Genomic DNA, 16,099 nt, shown 5'->3' with positions numbered 1-16,099 from the left:
TCAGCCCTGTGTCCTAGCATCCGACCATGACGGTCCTGCCTGACGACGGGCTCGAACTGGCCGGTGAGTTCCCTGACGTACCCCATGAACAGTGGCAGCGCCTCGTGGCGGGTGTCCTGCGCAAGACGGGCAAGGACGTAGAGGGAACCGCCGCCGAGGAAGCCCTGTCCACCGCGCTGGAGGACGGGCTGCGCACCCGCCCCCTCTACACCGCGCACGACACAGCCCCCGACCCCGGCCTGCCCGGCTTCGCCCCCTTCACGAGGGGAGCCCGCGCCGAGGGCAACGCGGTGGGCGGCTGGGACGTACGCCAGCGCCACACGGCAGCCGACAAGGACGCGGTCCTCACGGACCTGGAGAACGGCGTCACGTCCCTGTGGCTGACCGGCATCGCGCCGCAGGACCTCGCGGCCACCCTGGACGGCGTCTACCTCGACCTGGCCCCCGTGATCCTCGACGCGGGAGCGGACACGGCCGCCTCCGCCCGGGAACTGCTGCGCCTGTACGAGGAACGCGGCGTCACCGGCGACGCCGCCCGCGGCAACCTGGGCGCCGACCCCCTGGGCCACGAGGCCCGCACCGGCGAGGCCGCCCAGATCCCCGCCGCCGACCTCGCCCGCCGGTGCACCGCGCACCACCCCGGCCTGCGCGCCCTCACCGTCGACGCCCTCCCGTACCACGAGGCGGGCGGCTCGGCCGCCCAGGAGCTCGCCTGCTCCCTCGCCACGGCCGTCACCTACCTCCGCGACCTCACGGAGTCCGGCCTCACCGTCCAACAGGCGTGCGCGCAACTGGAGTTCCGCTACGCGGCGAGTGCCGACCAGTTCCTCACGATCGCGAAACTGCGGGCCGCCCGCCGCCTGTGGTCCCGCGTCACGGAGGTCTGCGGCGCCCCCCGCGCGGGCGCCCAGCTCCAGCACGCGGTCACCTCCCCGGTGATGATGACCCGCCGCGACCCCTGGGTGAACATGCTCCGCACCACGATCGCGGCCCTCGCGGCCGGCACCGCCGGCGCCGACGCCGTGACCGTCCTCCCCTTCGACGAGGCCCTCGGCCTCCCCGACGCGTTCGCGCGCCGCGTGGCCCGCAACACCTCCACGATCCTCATCGAGGAGTCGAACCTGGCGAAGGTCATCGACCCGGCGGGCGGCTCCTGGTACGTGGAGCGCCTCACCGACGAACTCGCCCACGCCGCCTGGGAGTTCTTCCAGGGCATCGAAGGCGACGGCGGCATGACCACGGTCCTGCGCTCGGGCCGCCTCGCCGACGACCTCGCCGCGACCTGGCAGCAGCGCTCCAGGAACCTGGCGAAACGCCGCGAACCCATCACCGGCGTCAGCGAGTTCCCGCACCTCGCCGAGAAGCCCGTCACCCGCGCCCCCGCCCCGGCGCCCCCGTCCGGCGGCCTCCCGCGCGTGCGCCGCGACGAGGCGTTCGAGGCCCTGCGCGCCCGCTCCGACGCCCACCTCGCCGCGACCGGCGCCCGCCCCCGCGTCTACCTCGCGGCCCTCGGCACCGCCGCCGCGCACACCGCCCGCCTCACCTTCGCCGCGAGCCTGTTCCAGGCGGGCGGCATCGAACCCGTCACCGAGGGCACCTTCGAGGAGAGCGGCACCCGCGAGGCATGCCTGTGCTCCAGCGACGCGGTGTACGAGGAACAGGCGGCCGAGACGGCCGCAACCCTCAGGTCCGGGGGCGCCACGCACGTGTCCCTGGCGGGCCGGGGCGCGTACCCCGGCGTCGACTCGTACGTCTTCGCGGGCTGCGACGCGGTCGCTGCCCTGTCGGCTGTTCTCGACCGTTTGGGAGTGTCGTGATGGGGATCCCCGACTTCTCCGGGATCGCTCTGGGTGAGCCGTCCCCGGACGGCGGCCCGGCGGAATGGGACGCGGCGCTCAAACGCGCCTCCGACGGCGGCGGCCTGGTGTGGGAGACCCCCGAGGGCATCCCGGTCAAACCGCTGTACACGGCCCACGACCTGGAGGGCCTGGACTTCCTGTCCACCTACCCGGGCGCGGCCCCCTTCCTGCGCGGCCCCTACCCGACGATGTACGTCAACCAGCCGTGGACGGTCCGCCAGTACGCCGGCTTCTCCACGGCCGAGGAGTCGAACGCGTTCTACCGCCGCAACCTCGCGGCGGGACAGAAGGGCCTGTCCGTCGCCTTCGACCTGCCCACCCACCGCGGCTACGACAGCGACCACCCGCGCGTCACCGGCGACGTCGGCATGGCGGGCGTCGCGATCGACTCCATCTACGACATGCGCCAGCTCTTCGACGGCATCCCGCTCGACCGGATGAGCGTGTCGATGACGATGAACGGTGCCGTCCTGCCGGTGCTGGCCCTCTACATCGTCGCGGCGGAGGAGCAGGGCGTAGCGGCGGAGAAACTCGCGGGGACCATCCAGAACGACATCCTCAAGGAGTTCATGGTCCGCAACACGTACATCTACCCGCCGAAGCCGTCGATGCGGATCATCTCCGACATCTTCGCCTTCACCTCGCGGAACATGCCCCGCTACAACTCGATCTCCATCTCCGGCTACCACATCCAGGAAGCGGGCGCGACGGCCGACCTGGAACTCGCCTACACCCTCGCCGACGGCGTCGAGTACATCCGCGCGGGCCGCGAAGCCGGCCTGGACGTCGACGCGTTCGCGCCCCGCCTGTCGTTCTTCTGGGCGATCGGCATGAACTTCTTCATGGAGATCGCGAAACTGCGCGCAGCCCGCCTCCTGTGGGCGAAACTCGTCAGGCAGTTCGACCCGCAGAACAGCAAGTCCCTCTCCCTGCGCACTCATTCGCAGACCTCCGGCTGGTCACTGACCGCGCAGGACGTCTTCAACAACGTCACCCGCACCTGCGTCGAGGCGATGGCCGCCACCCAGGGCCACACCCAGTCCCTGCACACCAACGCCCTCGACGAGGCCCTCGCCCTGCCCACCGACTTCTCCGCCCGCATCGCCCGCAACACCCAGCTCCTCATCCAGCAGGAGTCCGGCACCACCCGGGTCATCGACCCCTGGGGCGGCAGCGCCTACGTCGAACGCCTCACCCACGACCTCGCCCGCCGCGCCTGGCAGCACATCCAGGAGGTCGAGCAGGCCGGCGGCATGGCACGGGCCATCGACGAGGGCATCCCCAAACTCCGCGTCGAAGAGGCCGCCGCCCGCACCCAGGCCCGCATCGACTCCGGCCGCCAGCCCGTCATCGGCGTCAACAAGTACCGGGTCGCCTCGGACGAGGACATCGAGGTCCTGCGCGTAGACAACTCCGCCGTCCGCACCCGCCAGCTCGACAAACTCCGCCGCCTGCGCGCCGAACGCGACGAACAGGCGTGCCGCCACGCCCTCGACGACCTCACCCGCGCCGCCGGCGGCGAGGGCAACCTCCTCGAACTCGCCGTACGCGCCGCCCGCGCCAAGGCCACGGTCGGCGAGATCTCGGACGCCCTGGAGAAGGTGTACGGCCGCCACGCGGGCCGCATCCGTACGATCTCCGGTGTGTACCGCAACGAGGCAGGGGAGTCCGCGAACGTGGAACGCACCCGCACCCTGGTCGACGCCTTCGCCGAGGCGGAGGGCCGCCGCCCCCGCATCCTGGTCGCCAAGATGGGCCAGGACGGCCACGACCGGGGCCAGAAGGTCATCGCGACGGCGTTCGCCGACCTCGGTTTCGACGTCGACGTCGGCCCCCTCTTCCAGACCCCCGCCGAGGTCGCCCGCCAGGCCGTCGAGGCGGACGTCCACATCGTCGGCGTGTCCTCCCTCGCGGCCGGCCACCTCACCCTCGTCCCCGCCCTGCGCGAGGAACTCGCCGCGGAGGGCCGCGAGGACATCATGATCGTGGTCGGCGGAGTGATCCCCCCGCAGGACGTCCCCACACTCCTGGAGATGGGCGCGGCGGCCGTCTTCCCGCCGGGCACGGTCATCCCGGACGCGGCCCACGACCTGGTCCAGCGGCTGGCGGCGGGCCTGGGACACACGCTGTGACGGACGTCGACGCCTACGTCAAGGGCGTCCTGGAGGGGCGGCGGGCGGTGATCGCCCGCGCGATCACCCTGGTCGAGTCCGTGCACCCCCGCCACCGCGCCCCCGCACAGGAACTCCTCACCGCCCTCCTCCCGCACAGCGGCCGCTCCCGCCGCATCGGCGTCAGCGGCGTCCCCGGGGTGGGGAAGTCGACGTTCATCGACGCGTTCGGCACCCTGCTCACCGGCAGGGGCCACCGCGTCGCCGTCCTCGCCGTCGACCCCTCCTCGACCCGCACCGGAGGCTCGATCCTCGGCGACAAGACCCGCATGGAACGCCTCGCGGTCGACCCCGCCGCCTTCGTCCGCCCCTCCCCGACCTCGGGCACGCTCGGCGGGGTGGCGCGGGCGACCCGCGAGTCGATGGTGGTGATGGAGGCAGCCGGGTACGACGTCGTCCTCGTCGAGACCGTCGGCGTCGGCCAGTCCGAGACGGCCGTCGCCGACATGACGGACTCCTTCCTGCTGCTGACCCTGGCCCGCACGGGCGACCAGCTCCAGGGCATCAAGAAGGGCGTCCTGGAACTCGCGGACGTCATCGCCGTCAACAAGGCCGACGGCCCCCACGAACAGGACGCCCGCACCGCCGCCCGCGAACTGACCGGCGCCCTGCGCCTGATCCACGGCCGCGACGCCCCCTGGACCCCACCCGTCCTCAGCTGCAGCGCCCGCGAGCAGACTGGCCTGGACACCCTGTGGGAGCGCCTCGAACAGCACCGCACCCTGCTCGACTCCACCGGCCGCCTCACCGCACGCCGCCAGGAGCAGCAGGTCGCCTGGGCCTGGTCGATGGCCCACGACGAACTCCTCACCCGCCTGCACACCCACCCCGCGGTCCGCGCCCTGACCCCCACCCTGGAGAAACAGATCCGCACCGGCACCCTGACCCCGGCGACGGCCGCCGAACAGCTCCTGGAGGCGTTCCGGAGTCAGTAGCCGGCGACCGGCCTGCGGGCCAGGTCGTAGGCGAAGCCCACCGTCTCCACCAGCCGCCCGCCGACCGTGTGGGGGCCGAGCACGGCCCGCAGTTCGGCGTCGAACGCGGGGCCACGGTCCCCGAGCACGGCCGGCGGCAGGAACGACGTCGACCGGACATGCCCGGCCAGCTCGTCGACCGTCCACCGGTGCTCGACCGCGAACACGTACCGCTCGACGGGCCCGAACCCCGCACGGGCCAGCACCTCCCGATCGGGATCCGCCTCCCGCCGCTTCCCGGCCCCTGAAGGAACCCGCCCCACCGCCCCCAGCTCCTCCTGCCACCGCAGCAGCAGACCCCAGAAGTCCCGCTGCCACTCCCGCTCACCGGCCCACGGACTCGTCGACCAGCACAGCGCCAGATGACCACCGGGTTCGAGCCACTCCAGCACCCGCCGGGCGACCACATCACGGCGCAGCCGGTGAAAGGCGTTCCCGACGACGACGAGCTCCACGCTCCCCGCCGCCACCTCCACCTCCTCGGCCGCCGCGGTGACCGCCCGCACCCGCACCGCACCGACAGCCGCCGCCTTGGCCTCGACCACCCGCGTCATGCCGGCCTCGGCGTCCACTGCCCACACCTCCGCGAACCGCTCGCGCAGCGGAAAGGCGAGCTGCCCGGTCCCACAGGCCAGATCCACCAGCCGCCCCCGCCCGGAGGGGGCCGTACGGCGCAGGAGATCGGCGAGCAGCACCTCCGGGTAGGGCAGCCGGAAACGCTCGTAGTGACCGGCGGTGCCCTGATACAGATCGGATCGGAACTCGGCCATCCGGCCACCCTCCCACACCGGCCCCGCACCCCGTGCAGGCCAACAACGCCTGTACGGGGCTTTGTGCACCGGAACAGAGAACACCGGGCAGCCGTTGACCAGCCCGCGCCGGCGGCATCTTCTGGGGACCGACCTTCCCCGAAGGGACTGCTGATGCGCCTGATGACGCTCCCCGACATCCTGCGTGAGCGGCTGACCGAGCCGCCCGCGCTCGCCTACCGGTTCCTCGCCGACGGCACCGCGGACAGCGCCGTCGACTGGACCTACCACGACCTCGCCCGGCACGCGGCCCAGGTCGCCGAGCGGCTGGGGGACCGCACCGGGCAGCGGGTGGTCCTCGCCCTGGACCCCGGACTGCCGTACATCGCGGCCCTGTTCGGCATCTTCCAGGCCGGCGCGGTCGCCGTCCCGTCCTTCCCCCCGTTCGGCCGCAAGGCGTCCAGCCGCTTCGTGTCGATCATCGAGGACTGCCGCCCCGACACGGTCATCATGGCGGGCCACCACCTCCAGAGCGAGGCCATGGCCGCGCCGCCGCTGTCCGGCGTCCGCGTCCTCACCCTGGACGACATCGACGCCGCCGACCCGTCCGCGAGCGCCCCGTACCACCCGGTGGGAGCCGACGAACCCGCGCTGATCCAGTACACCTCCGGCTCCACCGGCGACCCGAAGGGCATCGTGCTGACGCACGAGAACCTCGTCAGCAACTGCCGCGCCCTGGAAGCCAACATGGGCGAAGTGCCGGACCGCCTCGGAGTCAGCTGGCTGCCGCCCTACCACGACATGGGCCTGATGGGCACGATCATGCTGTCCCTGCACGGCGGCTGGCCCCTGGTCCTGCTGTCCCCGGTGCACTTCGTGCAACGCCCCTACCGCTGGCTCAAAGCGGTCAGCGACCACCGGGCCACCATCTCCGTCGCACCGAACTTCGCCTTCGACCTGTGCGCCGACTCGATCACCGACGAGGAACTCGCCGGCCTCGACCTGAGCACCCTGCGCCAGCTCTACTGCGGCAGCGAACCCGTCTTCAAGGCGACCCTCGACCGCTTCCGCGACCGCTTCGGCCCGGCCGGCTACGACGAGGAGTGCGTCATCCCCTGCTACGGCATGGCCGAAGCCACCCTCTTCGTCTCCGGCAAACCCGACCGCACCCCCGTCACGACCCGCTGGCTCGGCAGGGCCGGGCTCGAACAGGGGCGCGTGGTCGCCGGCACCCCCTGGGCGGACGACGCCGTCGAGGTGGTGAGCTGCGGCGCCGTCGCCGAGAGCCACGACGTCCTCGTCGTCGACCCGCACACCCTGCTCCCCGCCCCGCACGGACACATCGGCGAGATCTGGGTCAGCGGCCCCAGCGTGGCCCACGGCTACTTCCGGCGCCCCGAACTCACCGCCGCCACCTTCGGCGCCCGCACCGCGGACGGCGCCCCCGAGGGCCGGCTGCGCACCGGAGACCTCGGCTTCCTCCACGACGGCGAGCTGTACATCACCGGCCGGATCAAGGACCTCATCGTCATCGCCGGCCGCAACCTCTACCCGCAGGACATCGAACTGTCCACGCTCACCGCCTGCGACTGGCTGCGCCGGGCCGCCGCCTTCAGCGTCGTACGCCCCGGCGCGGCCACCGAAGAGCTCGTCGTCGTCGCCGAGCTGACCCCCACCGCCGTCCGCACGGACGACGAACTCGCCCGCGCCGCACGGGAGATCACCGCCGCCGTGACCGCCGACCACGGCATCGCGCCCGGCACCGTCCACCTCGGCCCGCCCGGCACCGTCCCCGTCACCACCAGCGGCAAGGTGCGGCGCGGCGCGGTCCGCGAGGCCCACCTCGCCGGGAAGCACGAGCGCCCCCGCCCGGCCGCCACCCCCGTCGTGCCCTGACCCCAGGAGGTCCGATGACCACCTCGCCGCTCGCGGCCGCCCGGTCCGACACCGACCACCTGGCCCGCCGCCTGGCCTATCTGACCGTCTGCGTCCCCGCGGCCGGCTTCGTCGCCGCCGTCGTCTTCTCCTGGCAGCACGGGTTCACCGTGACCGACGGCGCCCTGCTGGCCGGCATGTACCTGTTCACGGCGCTCGGCGTGGAGGGCGGCCTGCACCGCTTCTTCTCGCACAAGTCGTTCGCCGCGGGACCCGTCGTCACCACCCTGTGGGGCATCGCCGGCAGCATGGCCGCCCAGGGGCCGATCCTCTTCTGGGTCGCCACCCACCGCATGCACCACGCCCACACCGACACCGACGGCGACCCGCACTCCCCGCGCCCCATCGGCACGGACCGCCTCGCCCGGCTGCGCGGACTGTGGCACGGCCACGTCGGCTGGCTGTTCACCGTCCGGCGCAGCGGCTGGAGCGGCCACGTCCCCGACCTGATGGCCCACCGCACCGTGATGCGCCTCAACCGCCACTACTTCACCTGGGTGGCCCTCGGCCTCGCCCTGCCCGCCGCCGTGGGCGGCCTCGTCAGCGGCACCGCGGCCGGCGCCCTCAGCGGCCTGCTCTGGGGCGGCCTGGCCCGGATCTTCCTCCTCGACCAGGTCACCTGGGGCGTCAACTCCATCGGCCACACCCTCGGCAACCGCCCCTACCGGACCCGGGACAACAGCCGCAACGTCGCCGCGCTCGCCCCCTTCTCCGTCGGCGGCTCCTGGCACAACAACCACCACGCCCAGCCCGCCCTGGCCGTCACCCGGCGCACCTTCTGGCAGCTCGACATCACCGGCACCGTGATCAGACTCGCCGACCGCGCCGGACTGATCACGAACGTCCGCTACCCGAACCGAGGCAGGCGCCCCGCCGAGAACACAAGGAGGTAGTCCCATGTCGACCACCACCGGTCCGGCCCTGGAGCCGGCCATCGTCAAACTCGACCCGGCGAGCCGAAGGATCAAGTGGGTGACGGCGTTCACCCTGATGACGCTCCCCGCGATCGGCTTCGCCGCCGCCCTGTACCTGCTGTGGGCGGGCCGGGTCACCGCACTGGACTGGACGCTCTTCGGCGTCATGTACGCCGTCCACATGGCCGGGATCACCATCGGCTTCCACCGCTACCTCGCCCACAAGTCCTTCAAGACGTCCCGCTTCTTCGAGGGCGCCCTCATGATCGCCGGATCCATGGGCGGCCAGGGCCCCATCATGTTCTGGGTCACCACGCACCGCCGCCACCACCGCTTCAGCGACCACGAGGGCGACCCGCACTCCCCGAACCTCCACGGCCCCGGCGTGCTGGGCAAACTCCGCGGACTGTGGCACGCCCACATGCCCTGGATGCTCAGCGACGAGACCTCCCGCTGGACCGTGTTCGCCCCCGACGTCCTGCGCGACCGGCGCCTGATGTTCTACCACCGCACCTACCTGTACTGGCTGGGCCTCGGCCTGCTGATCCCCGCCCTCGTCGGCCTCGTCGTCGGCGGCAGCCTCAGCGCGGCCCTCAGCGCGTTCCTGTTCGGCGGCCTGGCCCGCATCTTCGTCGCCAACCAGGCCGCCTGGTGCGTCGGCTCCCTCTCGCACATGTGGGGCGGCCGCCCCTTCGACAACGGCGACCGCAGCGCCAACAACTGGCCGGTCGCCATCTTCACCTTCGGCGAGGGACTGCAGAACAACCACCACGCCTTCCCCGGCTCGTACAAGCACGCGGTACGCCCCTGGGAGCCGGACCTCTCCGGCTGGGTGCTGACGGCCCTCGGCAAGGTCCGCGTCGTGCGCGAGCTGCGCCAGCCGGACAAGGCCACCATCGCCGCCCGCCGCCGCGGGCACGCCCGTACTCCGCAGGCATGACCCCGCAGGCATGAAGGAGATCCCGATGTTCAAACGCAGCCGCAAGCAGTCCCTGCCCGAAGGCCCCGTCACCGAGGACGTGCTGCGCACCTGGCTCGTCGAACACCTCGCGGGCCGGGTCGGCATCACCCCCGCCGAGGTCGACACCACCGCCTCCTTCGAGTCCTACGGGCTCGACTCACGGGTCGCCGTCCAGGTCTCCGGCGCCCTGGAGAAGCTCGTGGAGCGCCGCCTGTCACCCGCGCTGCTCTACGAGCACCCCACCATCGACGCGCTCAGCGGCTACCTGGCCAAGGAGCTGCGGCTCACCGGACAGGCGGGCTGACCGTGGCCGCCTACTCCTTCCCCACCGCGCCCGGCCCCGAGTTCAGCGAGTTCATGCGCAAGTCGGACCAGCTGAAGGGGGAGCGGCTCCAGGAGGCCGTACCCAGCGAGTACCTGAAGCCGAACGTCACCCGCGGCCTGCTCGGCTTCGCGCTGAGCTGGCTGCTGTACCTGGGCGGCGCGTTCGGCACCGCGTTCACCCCCGCCTACCTGTGGCCGCTGCTGTGGGTGGTCGCCGGACTCGGCGGCTGGGGCCTGCACTGCATCGCCCACGACTGCGGACACGGCTCGTTCTCCCGCAACCGCCGCCTCAACTCGGTGATCGGACACGCGGCGCTCCTGCCGCTGGTCTACCCCTTCCACGCGTGGCGGCACGTGCACAACCTGCACCACGCGCACACCAACAACCTGGAACTCGACACCGACTGGCGGCCCCTGCCGGGACGCATGTACGACGGCATGCCCCTGCGCCAGAAGATCGTCTACAAGGGCACCCGGACCTTCGCCTTCTGGTTCGGCACGATCAACTACTGGCGGGTCTCGGGCTTCCGCCCCGGCTTCTTCCCCAAGAAGGCGATGCGCCGCGACGTGGCCCGCTCGATCGTCGTGGTCGCCGTCGTCTGCGCCCTCTACCTCCCCGCACTCGGCTACTTCTTCGGCGTCCAGGGCCTGCTGACGATGTTCCTGGCCCCCTGGCTGTTCATCCACGCCTGGTTCAGCGCCACCACCCTCATGCACCACAGCACCAGCGACATCCCCTACCTGTCCGGGGAGCACTGGACCCGCAACGCCGGCCGCCTCCTGGTGACCACCGACTACACCTACCCGCGCTGGCTGCTCTTCCTCACCCACAACATCTCCATCCACACCGCCCACCACGTCATCCCGGCGGTGCCGTATTACCACCTGCCCAAGGCGCAGGAAGCCCTCAAGAAGGCGTACCCGGGCATGGTCCGCGAACGCCGCTTCACCTTCGGCGAACTCTGGCGCATCCTGCGCGACTGCCACTTCTACGACACGGAGTCCGGCTTCTACACCGACTTCGGCAACCGTCCCGTACCGGCGCGGGACCGCTCCAAGGCGCCCACCGCGTGATCCGGCGCCTCGCGTACGCGGCGGCCGGCGCCCTGGCCCCCGGGCCGGCCGGCCGCCGGGCCACCGACGCGTTCAGCACCACCCGCGCCTTCGGCATCCACCCCGACGACCTGCCCCCGCTGGGCGCCCGCACCTTCCCCGTACCGGGAGCGCCCCGCGTCCGCGAGGGCTACCTCTGGGGCCCCGACGACGCCCCCACCGCGCTGCTCGTGCACGGCTGGGGCGCCGACTCCAGCAGCATGCACAGCCTGATCGGCCCGCTGCGCGCCCTCGGCTACCGGGTCGCCGCCTTCGACGCCCCCGGGCACGGCGTGTCGGCGGGGACCCAGGCCACCATGACCGAGTACGTCGACGCCCTGGGCGCGGTCCTGGACACGCTCGGCCCCGTCCGGGCGGCCGTGGCGCACTCCCTCGGCTCCATCGTCACCGCCGCCGCCCTCGCGGGCCGCCCCCACCAGCGGATCGACAGCCTCACCCTGGTCGCCCCCACCCGCACCCTCGGCGGAGTCCTGGACCGGTGGGCGACCGGCCGGCTCCCGACCAGGACCGCCGACCTGATCCGCGCCGAACTGCACCGGCGCAACGGCGTCCCCGTCACCCACTGGGACCTGCTCCCGCACGGCCGCAGACTCACCGCACCCGTCCTGGTCGTCGCCGACCCCCACGACCCGGTCGTCCCGTTCGCGGAGGCCGAGACGATCGCCGCCGGACTGCCCCGCGCCCGGCTGCGCAGCGTCCCCGGCAGCGGACACCTGGGAATCCTGATGGCCGCCGAGACCAAGGAGACGACGGCGGCGTTCGTCGCCGAGCACGCTGAGGAGAACGTCCTGTGAACAGCACGAAGGAAGTCGTGGGCCGCGCCTGGATGTGCCTGATCTGCGGCTGGGTCTACTACGAGGACCTCGGCCTGCCCGAGGAGGGCATCCCGCCCGGCACCGCCTGGGAGGACATCCCCGACGACTGGACCTGCCCCGACTGCGGCGTGAGCAAAGAGGACTTCGTCGTCGCCCCCCTGTGACCCGCTCCGCCCCTGAGACCAGGAGTGCCCATGGACGGTACGACCACCCTGCGCGACCCGCTGGACATCATGATCCGGCTGCTGTCGTACGAGGGGAAACAGAACCCCTACCCGCTGTACGAGGAGATGCGGGCGCACGGCCCGCTGGTGGACATCGGCGGCACCCACGTCTTCGTCACCGGCCACGCCGAATGCGCCAAGGCCCTGCGCGAACCCGCCCTCCTGCTCTCCACCGACGACGCCGTCCAGGACCAGCGCCTGCCCGGCTGGCGCGAGCACGCCTCCTGGCGCTGGCTCACCCGGAACATGCTGTTCAGCAACGACCCGAGGCACGAGCGCCTGCGCCGCTTCTTCGGCAACGCCTTCTCCGCCCAGCGCGTCGTCGCCCTGCGCACGACGGTCGACCGGCTCGCCGGCGACGCCGTGGACCACCTCGCCCGGGCGGGCGCCGACGGCGGCACCGTCGACCTGGTCGGCGAGTTCTCCTACCGCTACGCGATCGGCGTCATCGGCGAACTCCTCGGGATCCCGCCCGAGGACCAGCCCGGCATGCGCGAGGACATCGGCGCGATCACCCTCGCCCTCGACCCGATCGGCGACCTGAACGTCCTGGTCCCCGGCGACCGGGCGATGGAACGCTTCGCCGAGTACTTCTACGCCCTCGTGGCCCGCCTGCGCGCCGCCCCCGGCCCCGACATGACGAGCGGCTGGATCCGGGCGTTGGACGAGGGCGGACAGATCACGGAAGAGGAACTGGTCGCCAACCTCATGCTGCTCATCGTCGCGGCCACCGAGGCCCCCATGGACCTGATCAGCAACACCGTACGGCTGGCGATCGAGCACCCCGGCCACCACGAACGGCTGCGCACCGACCCGGAGTTCACCGCGGGCTTCGTCGACGAGTCCTTCCGCTTCGACCCCGCCGTCCAGGCCCTGAACCGGGTGGCGTCACGGGACTTCGAGTTCTTCGGCCTGCCGGTGGCGAAGGGCACCCCGCTGACCCTGCTCATCGCGGCGGGCAACCGCGACCCCCGGCGCTTCACCGACCCCGCCGTCTTCGACCCCACCCGCCGCGACAACCAGCCGCTGACCCTCAGCGCCGGCAGCCACTACTGCCTGGGCGCGGCGCTGGCCCGGATGTCCGTCGAGTCGGTGCTGCCGCGCCTGTTCGACCGGCTTCCGGGTCTGGCCCTCGCCAAGGGCGCCTCCTTCCGCGACCAGATCGTCCAGCGCGGCCACGAACGGCTGCCCGTCACCGTCAAGTAGCAGGGAGTGCAGATGTCCACGGACCGCACGATCACCGACCAGGAGCTGGCCTCCTCGCTCGGCTCCTTCACCAGCGCGTTCGCCGAGGTCAACGGAGTCCGCCTGCACTACGTCAGCGGGGGAGAGGGCCCGCCGCTGGTGCTTCTGCCGGGCTGGCCGGAGACCTGGTGGGAGTACCGCAAGCTGATGCCCACGCTCGCCGAACGCCACCAGGTGATCGCCGTCGACATCCGCGGCATGGGCGCCTCCTCGAAACCGGACTCCGGCTTCGAGAAGAAGACGATGGCCCGCGACATCAAGGAACTGATCCACCACCTCGGCCACGAGAAGGCCGCGATCGCCGGCCACGGCATCGGCGCCATGGTCGCCCACGCCTGCGCCGCCAACCACCCCGAGGCCGTCGAGAAGGCGGCGATCCTCAACACCACCCACATCGACGAGAGCTACTACGACTTCCCGATGGTGCCCCGCCCCGGCGACGCCCCGCCGCACCGCTGGTGGCTCGCCTTCAACCAGGTCAAAGACCTGCCGGAGCAGCTCCTCGCCGGCCGCTCCCGGCACATCATCGACTACATGTTCGGCATCAGCCTGGTCAACCCGGACGCGATCACGGACTTCGACCGGCGGGTCTACGCCCAGGCGTACGACGCCCCCGGCGCGGTCCGCGCCAGCACCGGCTGGTTCCAGACCTACCAGCAGGACATCGCCGACTTCCTCTCCTACCCGAAGGTCACCGTGGAACTCCTGGGCCTCGCCTACGGCCCCTTTCACGCCTACATGGAGAAGGCACTGACCGCCTCGGGCACCAACGTGCGGGTCGCCGAGATCAAGGACTCGCGCAACTACCTCGTCGAGGAGCAGCCCGAGGCCGTGCTCGCCGCGTTCGCCGACTTCTTCAACTGAGAGCCAGGGAGCCACACATGGCGCGCTCACCACTGACCGACATCGCCTGGGAGTACATGTCGGCGCAGATCCTGCACGTGGCGACGGACCTGGACCTCATCGACCGGCTCGCCGAGGGCCCGAGGTCCAGCGGACAGCTCGCCGAGGAGACCGGCACGCACGGCCCGTCCGTCCTGCGCCTGCTGAGGGTCCTCGCGACCCTGGGCGTCGTGACCCAGACCGGGCCGGACCGCTTCGAACTCACCGCACTCGGCGGCGACCTGCGCACCGGCACCCCCGGCAGCGTCCGGGACGTGTTCCGGTTCCTGTGCTCGGCCGGCGCCTGGTCCTCCTGGGGCGACGTCGCCCACTCCCTGCGGACCGGCGACACCGCCTTCGAGCACAACTACGGCATGCCCGCCTTCGCCTACCTGGGCCGGCACCCCGAGGAGGCCGCGAAACTCAACGGGGCGATGGGCAGGATGACCAGCGAGACCGCGGCCTCCCTCATCACCGGCTGCGACTTCACCCGCTTCCACACGGTCGTCGACGTCGGCGGAGGCAGCGGTGTCTTCCTCGCCGAGATCCTCCGCTCCGCCCCCGGCACGGCCGGCGTCGTCTACGACATGCCGACCGGCGTCACGGAGGCCGCCGCGACCCTGGAGGCCGCCGGCGTCGCCGACCGCGCCACCGTACGGGCGGGCAACTTCTTCGAATCGGTGCCGGAAGGCGCGGACGCGTACGTCATGAAACTGATCCTGCACGACTGGGACGACGACAAGTCGCTGCGCATCCTGCGCGGCATCCGCGCCTCGATCAAACCGGACGGCCGCCTGATCGTCTTCGAGCGCGTGATCCCCGACGTCGTCGACGCGGAACACCGCCGCGCCCTCCTCGCCGACATGCTGATGCTCGTCCTGACCGGCGGCCGTGAACGCACCGAGGACGAGTACCGGGATCTGTTCGCCCGGGCCGGCTTCACGCTCGCCTCGGTCAGCGGCCCGCTCGGAGAGCTGGGCTTCACCCGGCTGGAAGCGGTCCCGGCCGCCTGACGGACCGCCGGGAGCGGGCGTTCCCCGCTCCCGGCGTGCCTTCCGCGCCGCTCAGGTGCCCGACGGCGGGCGCACGAGCCGCAGTTGATACCCGGAGCCCAGGTGCGTGCCCGTCTCGTCCCAGGCGTCGATGTGCTCGTCGACCCAGCCCCCGGCGTCGGCCCGGTGGGTCCGGGCGTGCAGCAGGATCCAGGGCGAGGACGCCTGGGCCAGTCCCGGCGCGGGACGGACGGTGAGCTCCAGCGTGGGGACGTGCCGCAGATCGGTGAGGACGGCGGCGTAGGACGGCGCGAGCGCGTCCATCAGGGTCAGGAAGCGGCTGGTGTCCGGCGGCAGGTCGTCCTCGGTGAACCGGATCCAGGCGGTCAGTTCGGGTTCCGTACAGCCCGTGTAGGGCCGGTTGGGGCCGACGGGCCGGATCTCCATGAACGTGGAGATGGGCACGAACTCGGGCGGGATGGTGAAGAGTTCGCAGGCCGACGGCGGCGGCGCGCTCGGCGGCGCGGGACTCACCGGCGCGGCCCCGGCCGGGCGCCGGGGCGCGAAGGTCGCCGTCGCGTCGGCCTCCGGCCCTGTCCCGCCGTCCGCCCGCAGGGCTCGGGCGGTGAGCGTGGTCACCGTGCCGGGCCGCAGCACCGACGTCTCCACGTCGAAGCGTTCGGTGAGCGGGCGGTGGAAGCGGGCCGTCACGGTACGCAGCTCGGCGCCGGCCGGCACCGACCCGCGCATCGACGACGTCAGCAGGGCCAGTGCCAGCCCGCCGTGCAGCCCGCCGAAACCCCACAGATGGGGCGCGGCCTCGACGGGGCCGTCGAATCCGTGCGCGAGCAGGCGGCCGGGAGACTCCGCCGGTGCGGTCGTCACGGCCCGGTCCTCGTCAGTTGGAACATGCGACCGACCGTAGGCACCACACGCCTCCT

At 72.2% G+C, this 16,099-nt stretch carries 15 protein-coding genes; 13 read left to right on the top strand and 2 right to left on the bottom strand.

Going from position 1 to position 16,099, the window contains the following annotated elements:
• Positions 1–26 precede the first annotated feature (26 nt).
• From ACLZOT_RS07135 to meaB, 3 genes are read left to right on the top strand one after another with little or no spacing between them, the layout of a single operon-like run.
• Positions 27–1,817 carry a methylmalonyl-CoA mutase family protein gene (locus ACLZOT_RS07135; RefSeq protein WP_416967892.1) on the top strand — a complete coding sequence of 597 codons (1,791 nt, stop codon included), beginning with the start codon at positions 27–29 and terminating at the stop codon, positions 1,815–1,817.
• The gene (gene scpA, locus ACLZOT_RS07130; RefSeq protein ID WP_416967891.1) at positions 1,817–3,991 is read left to right on the top strand and encodes a methylmalonyl-CoA mutase; all 2,175 of its coding nucleotides are present in this window, start codon (positions 1,817–1,819) and stop codon (positions 3,989–3,991) included. The genes ACLZOT_RS07135 and scpA overlap by 1 nt, the downstream gene beginning before the upstream one ends.
• Complete coding sequence (meaB, locus tag ACLZOT_RS07125; RefSeq protein ID WP_416967890.1) at positions 3,988–4,965, top strand: methylmalonyl Co-A mutase-associated GTPase MeaB; 978 nt, start codon at positions 3,988–3,990, stop codon at positions 4,963–4,965. The genes scpA and meaB overlap by 4 nt, the downstream gene beginning before the upstream one ends.
• Here meaB and ACLZOT_RS07120 read toward each other — a convergent pair.
• Complete coding sequence (locus ACLZOT_RS07120; protein ID WP_416967889.1) at positions 4,959–5,774, bottom strand: class I SAM-dependent methyltransferase; 816 nt, start codon at positions 5,772–5,774, stop codon at positions 4,959–4,961. The two genes, meaB and ACLZOT_RS07120, sit on opposite strands and share 7 nt — an antisense overlap.
• Before the next feature lie 153 nt (positions 5,775–5,927).
• On the opposite strand from ACLZOT_RS07120, the gene ACLZOT_RS07115 reads away from it, so the two are divergent.
• The 10 genes from ACLZOT_RS07115 to ACLZOT_RS07070 are packed head-to-tail and all read left to right on the top strand — an operon-like array spanning position 5,928 to position 15,179.
• Entirely contained in the window at positions 5,928–7,649 is a 1,722-nt protein-coding gene (locus ACLZOT_RS07115; RefSeq protein WP_416967888.1) for a fatty acyl-AMP ligase, read from the top strand.
• Between the two features lie 14 nt (positions 7,650–7,663).
• Entirely contained in the window at positions 7,664–8,581 is a 918-nt protein-coding gene (locus ACLZOT_RS07110; RefSeq protein WP_416967887.1) for an acyl-CoA desaturase, read from the top strand.
• Positions 8,582–8,585: 4 nt separating this feature from the next.
• Positions 8,586–9,542: an acyl-CoA desaturase gene (locus ACLZOT_RS07105; protein ID WP_416967886.1), complete on the top strand. Its 957-nt coding sequence runs from the start codon at positions 8,586–8,588 to the stop codon at positions 9,540–9,542.
• A gap of 25 nt (positions 9,543–9,567) precedes the next feature.
• Complete coding sequence (locus ACLZOT_RS07100; RefSeq protein ID WP_416967885.1) at positions 9,568–9,867, top strand: acyl carrier protein; 300 nt, start codon at positions 9,568–9,570, stop codon at positions 9,865–9,867.
• Between the two features lie 2 nt (positions 9,868–9,869).
• Positions 9,870–10,961 (top strand): fatty acid desaturase, encoded by a 1,092-nt coding sequence (locus ACLZOT_RS07095; protein WP_416967884.1) that lies wholly within the window; start codon positions 9,870–9,872, stop codon positions 10,959–10,961.
• The gene (locus ACLZOT_RS07090) at positions 10,958–11,794 is read left to right on the top strand and encodes an alpha/beta fold hydrolase (RefSeq protein WP_416967883.1); all 837 of its coding nucleotides are present in this window, start codon (positions 10,958–10,960) and stop codon (positions 11,792–11,794) included. Before ACLZOT_RS07095 ends, ACLZOT_RS07090 begins: the two co-directional genes overlap by 4 nt.
• Positions 11,791–11,979 carry a rubredoxin gene (locus ACLZOT_RS07085; RefSeq protein ID WP_416967882.1) on the top strand — a complete coding sequence of 63 codons (189 nt, stop codon included), beginning with the start codon at positions 11,791–11,793 and terminating at the stop codon, positions 11,977–11,979. Before ACLZOT_RS07090 ends, ACLZOT_RS07085 begins: the two co-directional genes overlap by 4 nt.
• A 30-nt stretch (positions 11,980–12,009) precedes the next feature.
• On the top strand, positions 12,010–13,245 hold the full coding sequence (locus tag ACLZOT_RS07080; RefSeq protein ID WP_416967881.1) for a cytochrome P450: 1,236 nt from the start codon (positions 12,010–12,012) through the stop codon (positions 13,243–13,245).
• Positions 13,246–13,257: 12 nt separating this feature from the next.
• On the top strand, positions 13,258–14,148 hold the full coding sequence (locus tag ACLZOT_RS07075) for an alpha/beta fold hydrolase (protein WP_416967880.1): 891 nt from the start codon (positions 13,258–13,260) through the stop codon (positions 14,146–14,148).
• 17 nt (positions 14,149–14,165) lie between these two features.
• Entirely contained in the window at positions 14,166–15,179 is a 1,014-nt protein-coding gene (locus ACLZOT_RS07070; protein ID WP_416967879.1) for a methyltransferase, read from the top strand.
• Positions 15,180–15,230: 51 nt separating this feature from the next.
• Here ACLZOT_RS07070 and ACLZOT_RS07065 read toward each other — a convergent pair whose 3' ends face one another.
• Positions 15,231–16,043, bottom strand: coding sequence for a thioesterase family protein (locus ACLZOT_RS07065; RefSeq protein ID WP_416967878.1), 813 nt, complete (start codon positions 16,041–16,043; stop codon positions 15,231–15,233).
• Between the last annotated feature and the right edge of the window lie 56 nt (positions 16,044–16,099).

It is taken from the genome of Streptomyces sp. 4F14 (genome assembly GCF_048159485.1).
Classification (GTDB): domain Bacteria; phylum Actinomycetota; class Actinomycetes; order Streptomycetales; family Streptomycetaceae; genus Streptomyces.
Note: the sequence above shows the minus strand (reverse complement) of the source record. Positions and strands in the feature narration are given on the sequence as shown.